Source organism: Micromonospora sp. NPDC085948, assembly GCF_040686315.1.
Lineage (GTDB): Bacteria > Actinomycetota > Actinomycetes > Mycobacteriales > Micromonosporaceae > Micromonospora.
Genome location: NZ_JBFBJW010000005.1, coordinates 239181 through 257438, shown reverse-complemented (window position 1 = coordinate 257438; position 18258 = coordinate 239181). Strand labels below are relative to the sequence as shown.

Below are 18258 nucleotides of genomic sequence, written 5' to 3'. Positions count from 1 at the left end.
GTGTTGAATGGGCTCATATCGCCGCAGCGCGGGGGCAACCGTGCTGGGAACGGCCAGCGCGGGAGCAGCGCAGTGTCGGCAGCGCGCTGCCATGACAGCCGCTCGCCTGCCGCATCGCCGGGCCATCTCCCTGACGGCGGGCGTCCTGCCGGGCAGGCATCCGTGCCCGCCGTCCGTACCCCCTCCGGTCCGTGTCGTCGATGGCCGACGCGGTCGACGTTCGACACTCCGGGGCGTCCGATTCGGTCTGCCCGCGCACCAACCGGCGACGAGGTGAGAAGAGATCATGATTTCCCGACAGAGTTTCGCGGGATGGTATCGACACCGCCTGGTGTGGGTGGCGGTGATCCTGTTGACGGTGTCGGCCGGCGCGGTCGTCCTGGTCAACCGGTCCGACCCGGAGACGAAGCCGGCTGACCTGCAGACGCAGATCATGTCCCGGATGCGTACCGTGCTGGAACAGGCCGACCCGGGCCAGCACAACCACGCCGGGCACAATGCCCAGCAGGCCGCCGGCGGGGAGAAGCCGGCGGTGATCTGCGGGGTCCGCGTCTACGGCTACGAGCCGACCGAGGTCACCGCGCTCGCGGACGTACGCACGGTCTACGGCTTCCACCTGTGCGGGGTCGCGGAGCGGGGGCGCCCCTGGGACGTGGCAGTCAAGCTGGCCGGCCCCGTGATCATGGACATGTCCACCGAGCCGCCCGGCATCCAGGTCGTCGAGGCGACCGCCGAGGTTATGTTCACCGACCGGGTGAAGCAGATGTTCCCGGCCAAGTACGCGGAGTTGGCGCTCAAGGAGGCGCTTGCCGAGTCGGAGATGGCCGACCAACGCCGCAGGTACGACGCCGCGGCCGGGATGTGATTCCTCATCCGGACCGCGCCTCACTCCCGAACACCGATCGCGACGACGGCCTGCGACCGCATGGCCATCCGCGTCGGGATCATGATGGCGGCCGAACCGAGCAGTGCGGCGACCGCGACGATTCCCAGGTAGACGAGCGGTGGCACCGACGGGATCGGCGTCCTGGTCAGCGCGATGCTCGTGCCGATCAACGACGGGGTAGCGGCAAGGCTTCCGATGAGAACGGCTGCGACGACCATGACCCGCGTCTCGCTGCGCATCATCGCGAACACCTGGCGGCGGGTGGCACCGACCAGTTGGAGCAGCGCGAATTCGCGGAAGCGTGCGGCGGTCGACATCACCAGGGTGTTCACCACGGCGATCGCGAGGTAGCCGAGCAGGACCGCGTTGAGGATCAGGCCCGTCGCCGACTCTCCGGCGGCCGCGGCGCTCTGCGCGGCGATGAACGAGCTCCGGTCGTTGACCTGGACGGTCGGAAGGTGGTGGACGGCGGATCGCAACGCATCGCCGAGCGCCCCGACGTCGGTTCCGGCGGCCGCCGCGATCAGCACCGCGTAGTCGAGACGATCGGTGGTGTGCTCCAGCACGACTTCGTGCGGCAGCGTGACGTCACCAAGGCCGAGTCCCCTCTCGTACCGCGCCACCACAGTGGGTCTGATCGGCGTGCCGTCACCGAGACGGAGGTCGACGGTGTCGCCGAGCGTGGCGCCGAGGGTGTCCGCCGCGATCCGGCTCAACGCCACCGTGTTGCCCCGCAGATTCGCGACGTCGCCATCGAGGACGGCGAGATCCATGGTCTCGACGAGCCGGTCACCGATGACCCCCTGAGCCGCGTACGTCCTGACCTGGAAGCTGGCCTCCGGTCCGAAGACCGCAAGCGTCCGCGTGCGGACGACCGGGGTCACCGCCGAGACGCCGGACACCCCTCGCAGTACGTCCGCGACCTCGGGCGACACGCCGGCGGACGTGGACGTGACCGTGTAGTCGGCGCGCAGCCCGTCCGCGGCCTGATCCTGGGCGGCGGTGCTCGCGGTCGTTCCGCTGAAGAGTTGCCCGGCGGCCAGGGTGATGCCCATGATCAGCGGGGTGGTCGCCGCGGCGAGCCGCCGCGAGTTGGCGTGCGCGTTCGCGGTCGCGAGGAACCCACTGACGCCCGGCCGGCGGTTCAACCAGGGACTCAGCACGGTGACGGCGCCGCCGAGCAGCCGCGGCCCCAGCAACGCAACGGCGAAGATGAGCAGGAACGCGGAGAAGGCCGCGCTTTCCGCGGCCCCTTCACCCGGCAGCACCAGTGGCAGCACGAACGCCATGGTGAGACCGGCGGGGACCAGCAGAACGCTGACGGTCAACCGGACCCACCCGAGTTTGGGCGGTTCCACCGCGGCCTCGCCGAGCGCGTCCACCGGCTTGAGTCTGGCCGCGCGGCGGGCGGCTATCCAGCCGCCCAGACGGGCACCGACCAGGCACAGCACCACCGCGCCGAGTGCCGGCAGCGGGCTGATTGACAGTTCGAAGTCGGCGGGTACCGCGCCGGCCAGGACGAAAGCTTCGCGGAGGAGGAGGCTCAGACCGATGCCGGGAATCACCCCGAGCACCGCCCCCAGCGTGCCCACCACCATGGTCTCGGCGGCAATCATGCCGAGCACCTGCTTCGGGGTCGCGCCGATCGCTCTCAGCAACGCCAGTTCCCTTAGCCGCTGCCGAACGGACAGGGCGAGTGTGCTCGCCACGACGATCATGATGACCAGGACCATGCTGCCGCCGAACGCCAGGGACAGCTCGCTGATGAACGAACGCGTGCTGCCGATATCGAGGAACTCGGCCTCGCTCCGCTCCCGGTGGGCGTACACGACCACATCGGCGACCGCCGCCTCGATGGCGCTCGCCAGCTCGTCGGCACTGACACCCGGTCCGGCCAGCACACCTATCGCGTCCACCCGATCCGGTTGACCGGTCAGTTCCCAGGCCCGGTCATCGGTGAAGAACACGGCGGACTGCCGGACGAGTCGACCCCCAGGTAGACCCGCGATGCCCACCACCCGGTACGTCGACGTGTCCGAGCCGACCGCGAGTCGCACCGACGCGCCGACGGTGACGCCGGCCCGCTCGGCCAGCGCGGAGTCCAACACCACGTCGTTCGGTCCGGTCGGGGCCCGGCCGGCGCTCGTGGTGAACGGGCCGAGCGCCGCCGAGTGCCAGCCATGCCCGAGCGTGGGGATGCCGTCCGGCCCGGCGAGCACCTCGGCGTCTGCCGTCACGAGGCTGACCGGGACGGTGACGTCGGCGATGGCCGCCCGCACGCCAGGCACTCGTGCGATCTCGCCGACCCGGTCGGCCGGCAGAGTCGCGCGCTCGCCGAATCTGGGATCCACGTCGTCGGCCATCGGCAGTGCCTGCGGGGCGCCCACCACCAGGTCCGCAGCCTGGTAGCGCTCGGGCGGCACGCCCGAGCGTTCGCTGCTCTCGAGCAGGATCCCGCAGGCCGTGATCACCGCCGAGCCGCACAACACCGCGACGAATGCGGCGACGAACCCGCCCTTGCGCCCCCTGATCGTGCTCCAGGCCAGCGCCAGCACGCGCTTCGACAGCACGCTGCGACTCACGGTTCTCCCAGGTGAGTCATCCGCTCGGCGATCTGCTCGACTGACGGTCGGGTCAGCTCGCCGGCCAACCGGCCGTCGGCGAGGAACAGCACGGTGTCGGCCTGCGCGGCCGCGACCGGGTCGTGCGTCACCATCAGCACGGTCTGCCCCAGGTCGTCGACGATCTTCCTGAGCAGTGCCAGGACCTGCCGGCCGGTGCGGCTGTCCAGCGCACCCGTCGGCTCGTCGGCGCAGACCAGATCGGGTCGGTTGATGAGCGCCCTGGCGATCGCCACCCGCTGTTGCTGGCCACCGGAGAGCTGACTCGGGCGCCGGTCGAGCTGCTGAGCGAGCCCGACCGCGGCGAGGACACTCGCGAGTCGCTCAGGATCGACGGGTCTCTCGGCCAACCGGACCGGCAACGTGACGTTGTCCGCCACGGTCAGCGCACCGAGCAGGTTGTACGCCTGGAAGACGAACCCGATCCGGTCCCGGCGCAGCTCGGTCAACCCGGTCTCGGAGAGGCCGGACAGGTCCGTGTCACCCAGCACGACTCGGCCCGATGTCGGGCGGTCCAGACCGGCCGCGCAGTTCAGGAACGTGCTCTTGCCGGACCCGGACGGGCCCATGACGGCGGTGAACGTACCGCGCGGGAACCCGGCCGTGACCCCGTCGAGAGCGCGTATCTCGTTCCCCCCCGACCCGTAGACCTTCGACACCGAGTGCAGTCGCACGGCGCACGGTGGCGTCGTGGACGTCGGCATCGCGCCCGGCGGCAACGACCGGGTCGCGGTGGCCTCGACCAGCGCCCCGCGCCGTCTCGATGGGTTCCTGCTGTCGTACCTCATTCGTCCGACGTTAAGGTCCGCGGCGTCGGATACCGATACCCTGTACCACCGGATGCGAGGTACAGCTGGCTGTAGTGCCGTGGGCGGTGGACACCGGGCAGACTCGCCGTCGTGTCGGGCACGCGAGGGGACGCCGCCCCGAGCAGAAAGGGCATCCGGTGACGTCGGCTCGATGGGCGCAGGTGTGGCGGGGCGGGGTCTACCTCCTGGGATCGCTGGCCACCGGGATCGCCACGCTGCTCGCGCTGCCGCTGCTGAGCCATCCGAGGCTCGCCCGACGGTGGGCGAACTGGCATCGTGACCGCGCCGGCCGACTGCTCGGGACGCCGTTGGCCTCGCGCCCGCCCCTGCGCGCGAGGGGACGCCAGGCGTGGACCGATCCGGCCACGCCCCGCGACCTGCTCTGGCTGCCGGTGAACGTCGTCACCGGAGTGGCGCTCGGCCTGCTCGCGCTGCTGTGCGTGGGCAACCTCCTGACCGCGGCGGTCGCCACACCACTGTGGTGGGCGTTCGCGCCGGAGAGTCGACCACGGCTGTTCGTCGACATTCCGGTGACCGACTGGGCGGCAGCCCTCACCCTCGGTCCGCTGCAGATCCTGCTGCTCGCCGCGCTGGCGTACCTGGCGTTCGCGCCGATCGCCCGCGCGCACGCCCGGCTCTGCCTGGTGGTGCTGTCGCACTCGGCAGCCGAACAGCTCGCCGACCGGGTCGCCGTGTTGACCCGTACCCGGGCGGACGTGCTCGACGCACACGGCGCGGAGCTGCGCCGCATCGAGCGCGACCTGCACGACGGCACCCAGGCGAGGCTGGTGGCCATCGCGATGCGGCTGGCCGTGGCCCGGCGGACGCTGTCCGACAATCCCCGGGACGAACAGTTCCTGGAAGAGCTTCTTCGCGACGCGCACGAGGGAACCGAGGAGGCGATGACCGAACTCCGCGACGTGATCCGGACCGTCTACCCGCCGATCCTCGCCGACCGCGGTCTCACCGGCGCACTGACCGCGGTGACGGCTCGCTGTGGCGTGCCGACCCGGCTGGACATCGACAACCTCGAAACGGTACCGGCGGCGGTGGAGTCCGTCGTCTACTTCGCCGTCGCCGAGGCACTCACGAACGTCGCCAAACACAGCCGGGCGACCACGGCCGGTGTACGGGTGCGCCGCACGGCAGACCTGTTGTCGGTGGTTGTCACCGACAATGGTGCTGGCGGCGCCGACGATCGGTTGGGCACCGGCCTGGCCGGCATCCGTCGCCGGGTGCTCGCGCTCGACGGCACCGTCGACGTCGACAGTCCGGCCGGCGGGCCGACGACGATCACCATGGAGCTGCCGTGCGGGTCGTGATCGCCGAAGACAACGTGCTGCTGGCCAGCGGACTGGAACTGCTGCTCAACAGCGTGGGGTTCGACATCGTCGCCGTCGCGGGCGACGCCACCGGCTTCCTCACCGCAGTGCGGGACCACCGGCCCGACGTCACCATCGTCGACGTCCGGCTGCCGCCGTCATTTCGCGATGAGGGGATCCGAGCCGCCCTGCAGGCCCGTCGGGAGCACCCCGGCCTACCGGTCCTGGTGCTGTCGCAGTACGTCGAGCAGCAGTACGCCGCCGAACTCCTCTCCACCACCGGTGGCGGCGTCGGCTACCTCCTCAAGGACCGCGTCAGCCGGGTGGACGAGTTCGTCGACGCGCTGCGCCGAGTAGCCGCCGGTGGCACCGCCATGGACACCGACGTCATCGCCCAACTCCTCGTCAACCGCAGCGACCCGATCGCCGTCCTCACCCCCCGTGAACGCGAGGTACTCGCCCTGATGGCACAGGGGCACGACAACAACACCATCGCCGCACGGCTCGTCATCACCGACAACGCCGTGCACAAGCACATCGGCAACATCTTCCACAAGCTCGGCCTCGCCGTCACCGACAGCGGCCACCGCCGCGTCCTCGCCGTCCTCGCCTACCTCAACGGCGCGGGCCAGACCGACGGCGACTGAGCAGGCCGTCAGCCTGCGCACCCTCCCGCCAACCCGGAGAGGGAACCGCGGTGTCGGTCGCGGATGGCACAATCCCGCTCACTGCCCGCGGGAGGAGATCAACATGGGCTGGCTGGCGGCTGGTGCCGACTACGAGGTGAGCCTGGAACGCGGGAAGGTGGTCGCGCGAAACCGCCAGGGCAGGCTGCTCAAGAGCCTGCCCAAGGCGTTGCGGGACACCGACGCGGTGGTCGGCTTGCGGCAGCTCTCGGAGTGGTTGAAGCGGCACGAGGTCTCCTGCCGGCGGGAGGTCGAGCAGTGGATGGTGCGGTCGCTGCCCGTGCCGACGACGGTGATCTGCGAGGTGTGGGCGGACGAGGCGTGGCGTACGTCGCTGCGTGATCTGGTCGTGGTGCCGATCGACGGCGCGGGGCGATGGGATACCGACCGGGCCGGGCTGCTGCGTGACGCGGACCCGGAGAAGGGCCTCGGTGTGGTGGACCTGGACGGCGAGAGCGGCCGCGTCACCGCCGTGCAGGTTGTCCTCCCACACCCGGTCCGCCTGCCGGACCTGGCGGACCTGCGGGAGTTCGCCGTCGACCTGGGGGTGCGCCAGGAGACGCTGCAGTTGTTCCGGGAGGTGTGGGCACTGCCGGAGTCACTCGACGAACGGCGTCGCGACCTGTCCCGTTACGCCCGGGGGCGGTACAAGGAGTTGCGGCACGTGCAGGCGCGGGCGACGTCGGCGGGCTACCGGGTGCAGGGTGGCGCCGCGTCGGTGCGGGTGTGGGAGGACGGCGTTCCGATCGTCGCGTCGGTGTGGATCGGCGAGGGCGATCCGCTGTACGAGACCGAGACCGGAGCGCTCTACTTCACCGATCCGGAGGGGGAGGCGGTGGCGTTGGCGGCCGTCGGGCCGGTGGCGTGGTCGGAAGGAATGCGGATGGCGGCAAATCTGCACGCCGGACGGGTTGTCGACGAGGACGGTGAGCGGGCGTGAGTGAGGCGCTGTTGGAGGCGGGGGCGATCCTGCCGGGCGGTGAGGCACAGGCCGGACGTGATGTGGTGGCCGCGCGTCGCTACAACCATCCGGCGCTCACCGGTCGTACCGTCGTCCGTCTGGCCGGGGCGACGCTGGGCGAGGCCGAGGACCTGTCGATGGAGTTCCTCGGGTTCAGCCGTACCGCCGAACCGACGCCGGTGGGCACGGCCCGGCGGCAGTCGCTCGGGTTCCCGGCGTGGGCACTGATCAATGATCCGGCGAACGGTCGGCACGCGCTCGCCATGGTCAAGGACATGGCACGGCTCGCGCGGACCGCCGCGTCGAAGCCGGGTAACGCCCGCGACGGTTACCAGCAGCTCGCCGTCCGGCTGGGTGCGGCGGCGCCGCACTTCCTGCCGACGTTCTGGGAGGAGGCCGGGCGGGCCTTCCGCGCCGCCGACAACCCCCGGATGGCCGGCGGCTGCTTCGCCGAAGCCCGACGGGCCGAACAGGTGCACGGGCTGACCGTGGACGAGGAGCGACTGCGGGAGGTGCATCTGGAGTTCGCCTTCGCCGGTGCCCTCACGGCGAAGATGCTGACCGAGTATGCGCGCGCGGTCGCGACGCGGCGGCCGGCACCGGAGGCGTACGAGCTGGTGCGGACCCTGGCCCTTCGGCGCGTCGCCGGCGGGCTGCCGCCGTACGCCGGGATGGCGGAGGACCTGCGGCGGCTGGCGAGGGCGGCCGGCGTGGACGCCGAGGAGCAGGCCGAAGCGGTGATCCGGCAGTTGCTGGCGTTCCCCGCGATGGCCCGCTCGAACGAGGCGGTGTGGAAGGCGTACCGCAAACCCCTGCTGCGGCTGGCGGAGCGTGACCCTTCGGTGCGCCTTCGGCTGGTGGAGATCCTCCCCGAGCCGCCCGGTTGGTCCACCGACGTCACCGACTTCTGGCTGGAGCTGTTGGACGCGGCCGGCACGCTCGATGTGTTGCGGGACGAGGCGGCGACGGTGTCCGCGGCGCGGTGGCTGGAGCGGCTGATGGCGCTGCGGGAACGGCGCAGCCGGCGACGCTGTGAGCGGCTCGTGCGCGTCGTGGCGGACCTGGTGCCGCGGCTGCGGGCGGAGGGTCGGCCCGTGACGTTGTGGAGCGGCTTCGCGCACCGGGCCGACCTGGACGTTCTCGACGTGTGCCTGGCCGGCGGGGTGCCGGTGGCGGTCGACACGGACAGCGGCGCGTTCAACGTGTCCGCCTGGGTGCGCGACGCCGCCCCCGGCCGGCGGGACCTCCGCGCCGTGGCCGCCGACCCCAGATGTCGGGCGCTGCTGGCGCGGGGGGTCGCCGACACCCTGTCGCAGCTGCACAGCAGACACGGGTCGGGGCCACTGCCGGCGCAGTTGGTCACCGAGACGCTGGGCGCCGCCGGCCTGCGGGAGGTGCTGTCCGAACTGCTCGTCGAACGGGCCGCCCGGGTGTCGGAGGGCACTCTGCTCGGCTTGGACGAGGCGCTGTCACAGCTCGCGGCCGTGTGGTCGCCCGCCGGGGTGGCGTTGGCGCCGGACGCGTTCACCGCCTTGACGGAGGTCGACGTGCCCGCGGTACTCGCCCGGTCCTTGCGGGCCGGGCTGGTCACGGAACTGTCCTGGCCGGCGTACGAGCAGGTGGCCGAGGACAAACTCGGCCGACGCTTCGGCGACGCCTGGCCGCAGTTGGTCGTGCACGACAACCAGACGGCGCACGTCGTCGACGTCGACGCCCCGACCAGCGAACACATCTTCCGGTACCCGCCCCCGGACAGCCCGCACGCGCGCAACTCCCACGCCGACACCACCTGCCGGCTGGTCGACGGGCAACTCCTGGTCACCTGGTACGGCAGCAGTGGTCGACACGCCGGCTACTGGTCCGTCGACCCGGACGTGCTGGTCGAGCCCGGCCAACCGACGAACCACGCGCTGTGGGGCCGCCGGTCGCTGCCGTTGCCGTTGCCCGACGGCGCGACGACCACGGGCAGTCGGCCCTGGCACGCCGGAGACACCCGCGGTCCGGCCGCGACGTATCCGGTCGCCGGTGACGGCGTCTCGTTCTGGCGGTGTGAACAGCCTGCCGATCCGACGCCGGAGGAACGGCGTTGGCGGGAGTACGACCCGGCGACCGGCGAGGCCGGTCGGTACAGCCTGCCCGCGTTCTTCGCCGCGGACCTGCCCCCGGGCGCGACCCTCCTCGCCGGCCTGTGCGAGTTGCGGCCGGCGCCGGCGCGGTTCGCCTCGTCGCCGCTGGGCTGGCGCGACGGGCTAGTCGGGTGGCGGGTGACCCGCCTGCCGGACGGCACGCAGGTGGGGGAGGGCGTCGACGGACGGCGGGTGTCCTGGCACTCGAGCGCGGTCCGGGCCAGCAGCAACCCGTTCCACGGCGACGCGCTGGTTGCCGGCCTGCGGCTACCGGGCAGCGACGTCGTGCTACCGGTGACCGGGCGGCCGCAGCACCGGGGCGAGTTGGCGCTGACCGTCTGGAGTGCCGACGGCCGGGAACCGGTGGACCGGTGCCACCCATCCCGGCACCTCCCGCCGCTGGCCTGGTGGCACGCGCTGACCCCGCGCGATGTGCCGGGCTCGGCCCGGCTGCGGCGGCTCGACGCCGCCGACACGGCCCGGCTGATGGCGATCGACGACACCGTCACGACGTCCGCCGAGACCAGTGCGGTGGCACTGGCCCTCGTCACCGAGGTGCTGACGGAGGTGACCGACCCGGTGCTCCGTACCGCCCTGGCGGAGGAGGTCGTGCGCGCGGTGCGGCTGCGCCGGCGACTGGAAGCGGTGCCGCAGTTGGTGGCGACCGAACTGGTCGACGAGACCCCTGTCGACGCCGTCGCCGATGATCTGTTGCGCACCGCCTGGTCCGGGTTGTTGCCGAGGGATCGGTTCACCTACTACGGCGGTGGCGCCCAGGCGCGGCGGGAGATCCTTCGGCAGATCACCGCGGTCGCGGACCTCCTCGCGGCCGGGACGGTCGAGGACGTACCGCAGGCCACCCCGATGTGGGTGGACGCGCTCGGCGGGCTCGGCGCCCTCGCCGTCCGCGCCGCCGCGCCGGTCACCGATGAGCGGGAACGCCACGCGCTGGCCCAGATGCTGTCCACCCTGGCCGGTACCGCGCTGACCGACCCGGCGCAGGCCGTGCGGGTGCTCACCGTGGCGTGGGACGAGGCGCCACCGGAAGACCACCGGGTCGTTCAGCGTGACGGTGCCCAGGTCACGGTGCTGCTGTCCCAACCTGGCCCGACCTGGTATCCGGCGAACGGCAAGCAGTGGCGCCGTACGGCCGTGCAGTTGTCCCCGGACGGGCGGTTCATCCCACCGGCCGGTGCCACGGTCGAGGCGGAGACCGTCGCGGCGGGCTGGCGCGGCGCCGATCGCATCCGGGAGTTCTGCCGGTTGCTCACCGAGCGGGGCCCGGCGCCCTGGCGCGCGGAGTGCGTCGACGACCTGGCGCACCGCACCGGCATGACGCGCGCCGAGGCCGCCCTCCTGCTGGCCGGTCTTCCCGGCATCGACGACTGGCAGGCCAACTTCCTCACCGCCGACCAGCGGCGCGCCCTCGGGGTGAACAACACCCAGGCGCGCACCGCCCGCGACGCGTTGAAGTCCCTGCCGTACGGGCACCGCATCGCGCTCGTGGACGCGGCGATGCCGCAGGACCCGGCCGAGCTGTGGCGCACCGGCCCGGACGTCGACGGCCTCGCCACGGCCTGGTTGGCGCTGCGCGGCGCCCGCGTCGTCATCGACGAGCACCTGCTCGCCGACGCCACCCGCGTCCTACCCACCAACCGAGCGGCCGACATCCTGCAGACGATCGCCAACCCGGCCCCCGGAAGCTGGCTGACCACCGACGGGGAAAGCCAGCCCGGCGACTGGGGCCGACTGCAGACCACGACCACGGACGGCACCCCGTTCGACGGCAACCATCTGTACGAGTGCACGGCGGCGCTGCTGTGGCTGGCCTACCAGCTACCGTGGGGCGACCCGATGCGCGACGCTCTGCCGCGAGCGTTGGAGCTGCTGCGGGAGCGGCTGCGCAATCCGCGACTGCTGATCGGCGGCGGGCAACACGAGGTGGGTGAGCAGCCCCAGGTGGGGCCGGCGCTGGTGGTCGGGCACGCCTTTCGGGACATGGTCGCGCACCATCTCGCCCCTGCCCACCTCAGCGGACCGCAGGACCCGGCCCTCGGCTTCATTTCCGGCCCGGTCGCGGACGCGTTGCGGCTGGTGCTCGCGCCGGACCTCGCCGCCGTGCTGTCCACTCCGGAGGGCGCCCGCGGTGACCACCGCGACCCTCGGGTCAGCGCGCCCGACCTGGTCGACGCCGTTGCGGCGCACACCGGTCTCGACCGGGATTCTGCCAGCTACTACCTGCAACTGCTCGCCCTGCCGAACCCCACCGACGTGAACGTGCGCGCCTGGAACGCGTGGAAGCCCGCCACCCTCAAGCACGCCCAGGCGGCTCTGCTCGACGCCGGACTGGTGGTGGCGGGCAAGCGGGAACGCGCCGGCCGGGGGGTCTTCCTGCCCGGCGGCTGGCTCGCGGCGAAGAACCCCACCCCGCCCATGGAGACCTGGAAACAGCCGCTGTACCTGTCCCTCAACGGGCTGACCCTGGTCACCCGCACGACGCCGGAGCTGTTCCGCACGGTCTGGGACCGCGTGACCACCGGTGACGAACCCCGCTACCTCGACCTGCAGGAGAAGGCGTGAACGCCCGACAGATCGACCCGCCGGAGCACCAGTACGCCGACGAGTTGGCGTTCCTGGCCGCCGCCGACCGCGGTCCCCGCCCGCCCGGCTGGCAGCTCACCCCGCAGGCGGTGGTCACCTTCATCGCCGGCTCCGCCGGCCGCCCCGTGCCCGGCGCCGACGGCCGGCAGGTCACCATCGCGCCGAAGTTCGTGGGGGAGCGGGCCCTCGTCGAGCGGTGCGTCGTGACCCTGGCCGGTGAGCGGGGCCTGCTGCTCGTCGGCGAACCGGGGACCGCCAAGTCGATGCTGTCCGAGCTGCTCGCCGCCGCCGTGTGCGGCACGAGCGCGCTGGCCGTGCAGGGTACGGCCGGCACCACCGAGGAACAGCTGCGCTACGGCTGGAACTACGCGCTCCTGCTGGCCAAGGGACCGTCGCGGGAGGCACTGGTGCCCTCACCGGTGCTCACCGCGATGACCACCGGCGCGGTCGCCCGGGTCGAGGAGATCACCCGGTGCCTGCCCGAGGTGCAGGACGCGCTGGTGTCGATCCTGTCCGACCGTCGCTTGGTCCTGCCGGAACTCGCCGAGGACCCGGTCGCCTACGCCGCGCCGGGCTTCTGCGTCATCGCCACGGCCAACCTGCGGGACCGGGGCGTGTCGGAGATGTCCGCGGCGTTGAAACGGCGGTTCAACTTCGAGGTGGTGCCTCCGATCGCCGACTTCGACGCCGAGGTCGCCCTCGTCACCCGGCAGGCCCGCGCCACCGTCGAACGGGTCGGCGCCGCGTACACGGTGGACGAGGCGGTGTTGGAAACGCTGGTGACCGCCTTCCGCGACCTGCGTACCGGCAGCACCGTCGAGGGCTGGGAGGTGGAACGCCCGTCCTCGGTGATGAGCACCGCCGAGGCCGTCGCCGTCGCCGCGTCGATCGGCCTCTCCACCGCGTACCTGCCCGGCCCGGACCCGTTGTCCCTGCTACCCGGGCACCTGGTGGGCGTGGTACGCAAGGACGACCCGGCCGACCACGCGCGGCTGTTGGCGTACTGGGACGGCGCCCTGCGCCGCCGCGCCGAGGCCGGCGGCCGGATGTGGCGGCAGTTGTGGGAGCAGCGCGATGTCCTCCGTGACTGACCACGGCACCGCTGACGACCCGCGTGCCGCCGTCGCGCGTCTCACCGACACCGGCCGGGTCACCCTGATCGGGGTGCGACACCACTCGCCGGTGCTCGCCGCCGCGATCCCCGCCCTGCTGGAGGCGGCGGCCCCGGACGCGGTGCTGGTCGAGCTGCCCGCCGACATGCAGCCGTGGCTGACCTGGCTGGCGCACCCCGACACCCGGGCCCCGGTTGCGCTCGCCGCCGCCGACGGCGACGAGGGCGGACCGCTGGCGTTCTACCCGTTCGCCGACTTCTCCCCGGAGCTGGCCGCGCTGCGGTGGGCGCGCCGCCGAGGCGTGCCGGCCCACTGCTGCGACCTGCCGCTGACCGACCCGGCCTGGCAGGAACGCCCGACCGCCGTCGGCCCCCGGGCGAGCGGGTACGCCGACACCGTGCGGGCCGCCCTGACCGGACGGACCGGAGACGACCTGTGGGACCGCTGGGTCGAGGCCACGGCCCCCGGCTCACCGCCCGAAGCGGTGCGCCGGTCGGCGCTGGCAGTCGGCTGGGCGCTGCGTACCGATGCCGCCGTCGACGGCGTCGACGCCCTGGATCGGCGGCGCGAGGCGTGGATGCGCCAGCGGATCGCGGAGACCCCCGGCCGCCTCGCCGTCGTGGTCGGCGCCTTCCACGCCCCCGCTCTGGCCACACCCGGTCAGCCGTCGCCCGCCACACCTGACGCCGGGTCGCCGCGGCGCTCACCCGTCATCTCGTTGGTGCCGTACTCGTTCGACCTGCTCGACGCGCGATCCGGCTATCCCGCCGGGATCCGCGATCCGCGCTGGCAGCAGTCCGTCCACGATGCTCGCGCCGACCCCGCAGCCCTTGCCGCCCGCCTGCGCGGCTTCGCCGTCGAGATCACCCGGCACGTGCGGGACCAGGGACACCCCACCGGTCCGGCGGAGGCCGCCGAGATCACCCGGCTCGCCCAGGATCTGGCCCGACTGCGCAACCTGCCCGCCGCCGGACGCGGTGAACTCGTCGAAGCGTTGCAGACCGTTCTCGCCCAGGGTGAGCCGCTCGGGCGGGGCCGGGCGGTCGCCGCCGCCATGCAGCACACCCTGATCGGGCAGCACCGGGGTCATCCCTGCCCGGACACCCCCGTCAGCGGGCTGACTCCCGCGACCATCGCCCTGTTGCGGCAGCTGCGCCTGCCCGGCCCCGGTGAGCCGCCCCGCACGGTTCGCCTGGATCCGTTGCGTACCCCGCTCGACCGGCGACGAGAGACCACCCTGCAACGACTGCTCGCCTGCCAGGTGCCCTACGCCGAGCCGGCCGAGACCACCACGCCCGACACCCTCACCACCCGCTGGCGGCTGCACTGGCAGCCCGGCACCGACGCCGGTCTCGCCGCCGCCAGTCCACACGGCGTCACCCTCGCCCAGGCCGCCGCCGGCATGCTCCACACCCGGCGCCGCCGAGAGGTGGCCGACGGCGGCCCCACCGCCGCACAGGCCGTCACCGGGCTCGCCCGCGCCGCCGCCTGCGGCCTCCCCGACGCCGTCGACGTCCACCTCGCCGACCTGCACACCGCCGTGACCGGCACCGCCAGCCTCGCCGAACTCGCCGCCGCCGGCCACCTGCTCCAACGGCTGCACCGCGGGCACATCCCGGCCACCCCGGCACCACCGATCGGCCTCGACGAGCACCTGACCCACCTGCACGCGGCAGCGGTGCGCGCCATCGACGGACTCGCCGGTTCCACCGACCTCACGGATGCCCGCGCGCTGCTCGACCTGGTCCGCAACGCCGACGACAGCGGTCACCTGCTGCGACTCGGCGACTCCGTCAGCCGCCTCGCCCGCGAGGGATCACCGGTGATGCGGGGAGCGGCCCACGCCGTCCAGGTGCTGCTCGGCCTCGCCGCCCCCCGCGTGTTCGGCGCGGCCCTCGCGTCCTGGACCGAGATGCCCGCCGCCGAGTGCACCGACCGGCTCCGCGGAGCGCTCAGCCTCGCCGGCGCGCTGCTCGAGGCCGGCGGGGACACGCTGGCCCCGCTGCTGGACATCGTCGACGGCTGGGACGACGACCACTTCGTCCGCCGGCTGCCCGCGCTGCGCGGCGGCTTCGACGCGTTGAGCCCCGCCGACCGGGACCGCCTTCTGCACACCGTTCGCCACCGCATCGGCGACGTGGACGCGACGGTGCGCGTCTCGCCGGGCCTGCTCGCCCAGTGGCTCGCCGTCGACCGGGCCGGCCGGCAGGCCCTGGCCGCCCTCGGGCTGCCCACGGACAGTGGTGACGGCGCCGCCGAGTGCGCGGGTGCGCCATCGTCCCCGGCGGAACCCCGCCCGGCGTCCCGGGCGCGGACGCTGCCCGCCGCGCAGCGCTGGCGGCTGCTGCTCGGCCGCCGCCCCGACGAGCTGCCACCGCACGCACGCCAGCTCGCCACCGCTCTCGACGAGCTGTACGGAAGCGGCAGGGGAGAGGGCTCGCACACCGCCGCGGGACCCGGCGGCGGACGGCAAGCCGCGTACCCGCGGGTGCGGGACTGGGCCGACGACCTCGAAGCGCTGTTCGGCGCGGCGGTACGCGACGAGGTGCTTGCCCGCGCCGCCGAACGGGGACGCGCCGACGCCCTCCTCACCATCACGCCCGAGAGCGTCCGACCCTCGGTGGCGCTGCTGCACACCGTCCTGGCCCTGGCCGGCGGTCTGCCCGAGGCGCGGCTGCACCGACTGCGCCCCCTCGTCGCCCGGCTCGTCGCCGAGCTGACCGCGCAACTGGCCCGGGACATCAGACCGGCACTGAGCGGGCTCGCCACACCACGACGCAGCCGCCGATCCACCGGGCGCCTCGACCTCGGGGCCACCGTCCACGCCAACCTGCACACCGCACACCTCGGCTCCCACGGTGCAGCTCAGCTCCGCCCCGAACGTTTCGTCTTCCGCAGCCGCGGTCGACGCAGCGTCGACTGGCAGGTGATCCTCCTCGTCGACGTCTCCGGGTCGATGGAACCGTCCACGATCTGGGCGGCGCTGACCGCGTCCGTCCTCGCCGGCGTGACGACCCTGCGAACCCACTTCGTGACCTTCTCCACCGAGGTGGTCGACCTGACCGACCGGGTCGTCGATCCACTCAGCCTGCTGATGGAGATCAGCGTCGGCGGCGGCACCCACATCGCCGCGGCCCTGCGCTACGCCCGGCAGATCGTCACCACCCCGAGCCGCAGCCTCGTCGTACTCGTCAGCGACTTCGAGGAGGGACATCCCATCGGCGGACTCCTGACCGCCGTCCGGGCGCTCGCCGACGACGGGGTCACCCTGCTCGGCTGCGCCAGCCTCGACGACCGGGGCCAACCCCGCTACAGCACCGCCGTCGCCGGGCAACTCGTGGCCGCCGGGATGCCCGTCGCCGCGCTGAGTCCCACCGAGCTGGCCCGCTGGATCGGAGACCAGGTCCGGTGAGCCTGCCCCCCGTCGCACCACACGTCACGGCCGCCGCCGTCGCCGCTCTCCCCACCCGGCTGCGGTCCAAGCTCGACCAGGCTGTCGAGAAGCAGGCGAGCTGGACGGTCACCGCGTCCGACTCCGGCGTGACGATCGCCGTCGACGGCGACGTCACCGTCACCCTCACCACACCGGTCGACACCCCGGACGCAGCCGCCTGCACCTGCCTGCTCGCACCACGCTGCCTGCACCGAGCCGCGGTGCTCAGCGCCGCCCCCGTCCGGACCACGCACCACGCGGCCGCAGCCGGACCGGACGTGGCCACCCCCGAGACCGTCGCGCCCACCGAGACCGGCCCGCCCGCCACCGCCGCCGAGAAGGCCGCCGCCACCCAGGTACGCGACGTCGCCGCGCTGATCCTCGAACACGGGATGGCAGGCGCCGGCGCGGTGACCCAGGCGGACCTGCTCCGCGCCATCCACCAGGCACGCGCCGTCGGACTGCCCCGACTGGCGACAGCCGCGACCAGGGTGGTGGAACACCTGCGCGCGGCCCGCCGGAGCACCCCCGGATTCCACCTGGCCGACCTCACCGACGATCTGCGCGAGACACTGACCATCTGTCACCTCCTCGGTGCGGGCATCGGTGACCAGCGGGCCGCCAGGGGCACGAGCCGGCGCGGCTACGGCCCGGTCGGCGACCTGCACCTGTACGGGTTGTGCACCGAGCCGCTGCGCACCTCCACCGGCCACGTCGGCGCGGTCAGTTACCTGACCGACGGCACGGCGACCATCTGGAGCCTGGCGCAGGCGCGCCCCGGTGACGGCGACACCGCCCGCGCCGCCGCGCACGCGAGCGTCAACCTCGGCGACGTGACGCTCAGCCACCGCGAGCTGGGCCGCGCCGGGATCATCGCCAGCAACGCCCAGGCCTCCGCCGACCGGCGCCTCAGCCACGGCAGCACCGTGCAGGCCGTACGAACCGCAGGCCGCACCTGGCACGAGGAACCAGCCGACACCCTCTGGCGGCAACCGATCCCCGAGCAGGCCGCCCGCTGGCTGGGCGCGCGCGAACTCGCCCGACCCGAGCGGCCCGCCGGCCACGACCTCGCCTTCCTCGACGGCGTCCTCGCCACCGACCAGCGAGGTCTCCTCCTGCGGACGGCGGACCTGCCGGGGCCGATCATCGTCGTCGCGCCACACGACGATCCGGTGCTTCCGTACGTCGCGAACCTGCGTCTGCTCGCCGCCCACGCCACCGGCCTGCCGGTCCGGATCATCGGACGCTTCCACGGACCCCGCCAGGTCCACGGCCTGGCCGTTGCCGCGTCCTGGCTGCCGGACCGCTTCGGCGGACACGTCGACCTCGGCGTCGACCAGATGCAGCGCGCCGACCTACCCGACGGCACCACCACGACGGAGCCGTCCGGTGCCGACCAACCGCAACCACCGCTGCATCTGCTCAGCCACCACCTGCAACGAGTTGTCGCCGTCGGTCGCAGCGCCCTGGTGCCGGACGTCGAACGGGACGCGCGGGCGCTCCTGGACGCCCAACTCCCGACGGCCGCGTCCGTGCTGCGCGAGCTGCGGCGCGCGGGTCACCGGCGAAGCCGAGACGCGTTCGGGCGGTTGAGCCAGCAGGACTCCATCGCTCTGGCCCTGGCCTGGCTGGTCGCCGGTGCCTACCAGGACGCCGCGGCGACGGCCGCAACCGCGGGATCATGGCAAGCCGACTGAGGCC

Annotated in this window: 10 protein-coding genes; 8 read left to right on the top strand and 2 right to left on the bottom strand. The window is 73.1% G+C overall.

What is annotated here, in order from left to right:
- Window positions 1-286: 286 nt before the first annotated feature.
- Window positions 287-865, top strand: coding sequence for a hypothetical protein (locus tag AB0O48_RS16335; RefSeq protein ID WP_357371438.1), 579 nt, complete (start codon window positions 287-289; stop codon window positions 863-865).
- Window positions 866-885: 20 nt separating this feature from the next.
- Here AB0O48_RS16335 and AB0O48_RS16330 read toward each other — a convergent pair whose 3' ends face one another.
- Window positions 886-3468, bottom strand: a complete 2583-nt coding sequence (locus AB0O48_RS16330) for an FtsX-like permease family protein (RefSeq protein WP_365066281.1) — start codon at window positions 3466-3468, stop codon at window positions 886-888.
- Window positions 3465-4211: an ABC transporter ATP-binding protein gene (locus AB0O48_RS16325; RefSeq protein WP_365066695.1), complete on the bottom strand. Its 747-nt coding sequence runs from the start codon at window positions 4209-4211 to the stop codon at window positions 3465-3467. The genes AB0O48_RS16330 and AB0O48_RS16325 overlap by 4 nt, the downstream gene beginning before the upstream one ends.
- Window positions 4212-4453: 242 nt before the next feature.
- On the opposite strand from AB0O48_RS16325, the gene AB0O48_RS16320 reads away from it, so the two are divergent.
- The 7 genes from AB0O48_RS16320 (at window position 4454) to AB0O48_RS16290 (ending at window position 18254) form a co-directional block, all read left to right on the top strand.
- Entirely contained in the window at window positions 4454-5638 is a 1185-nt protein-coding gene (locus tag AB0O48_RS16320) for a histidine kinase (RefSeq protein ID WP_365066278.1), read from the top strand.
- Complete coding sequence (locus AB0O48_RS16315; protein WP_365066275.1) at window positions 5626-6285, top strand: response regulator transcription factor; 660 nt, start codon at window positions 5626-5628, stop codon at window positions 6283-6285. The genes AB0O48_RS16320 and AB0O48_RS16315 overlap by 13 nt, the downstream gene beginning before the upstream one ends.
- A gap of 103 nt (window positions 6286-6388) precedes the next feature.
- Window positions 6389-7264 (top strand): DUF4132 domain-containing protein, encoded by an 876-nt coding sequence (locus AB0O48_RS16310; RefSeq protein WP_357570388.1) that lies wholly within the window; start codon window positions 6389-6391, stop codon window positions 7262-7264.
- Window positions 7261-11991, top strand: coding sequence for a hypothetical protein (locus AB0O48_RS16305; protein ID WP_365066271.1), 4731 nt, complete (start codon window positions 7261-7263; stop codon window positions 11989-11991). Before AB0O48_RS16310 ends, AB0O48_RS16305 begins: the two co-directional genes overlap by 4 nt.
- A complete protein-coding gene (locus AB0O48_RS16300) occupies window positions 11988-13103 on the top strand; it encodes an AAA family ATPase (RefSeq protein WP_357240056.1) in 1116 nt (371 codons plus the stop codon). Before AB0O48_RS16305 ends, AB0O48_RS16300 begins: the two co-directional genes overlap by 4 nt.
- Entirely contained in the window at window positions 13087-16536 is a 3450-nt protein-coding gene (locus AB0O48_RS16295; protein ID WP_365066268.1) for a DUF5682 family protein, read from the top strand. Before AB0O48_RS16300 ends, AB0O48_RS16295 begins: the two co-directional genes overlap by 17 nt.
- Window positions 16533-18254: a hypothetical protein gene (locus AB0O48_RS16290; RefSeq protein ID WP_365066266.1), complete on the top strand. Its 1722-nt coding sequence runs from the start codon at window positions 16533-16535 to the stop codon at window positions 18252-18254. Before AB0O48_RS16295 ends, AB0O48_RS16290 begins: the two co-directional genes overlap by 4 nt.
- The last annotated feature ends 4 nt before the right edge of the window (window positions 18255-18258 follow it).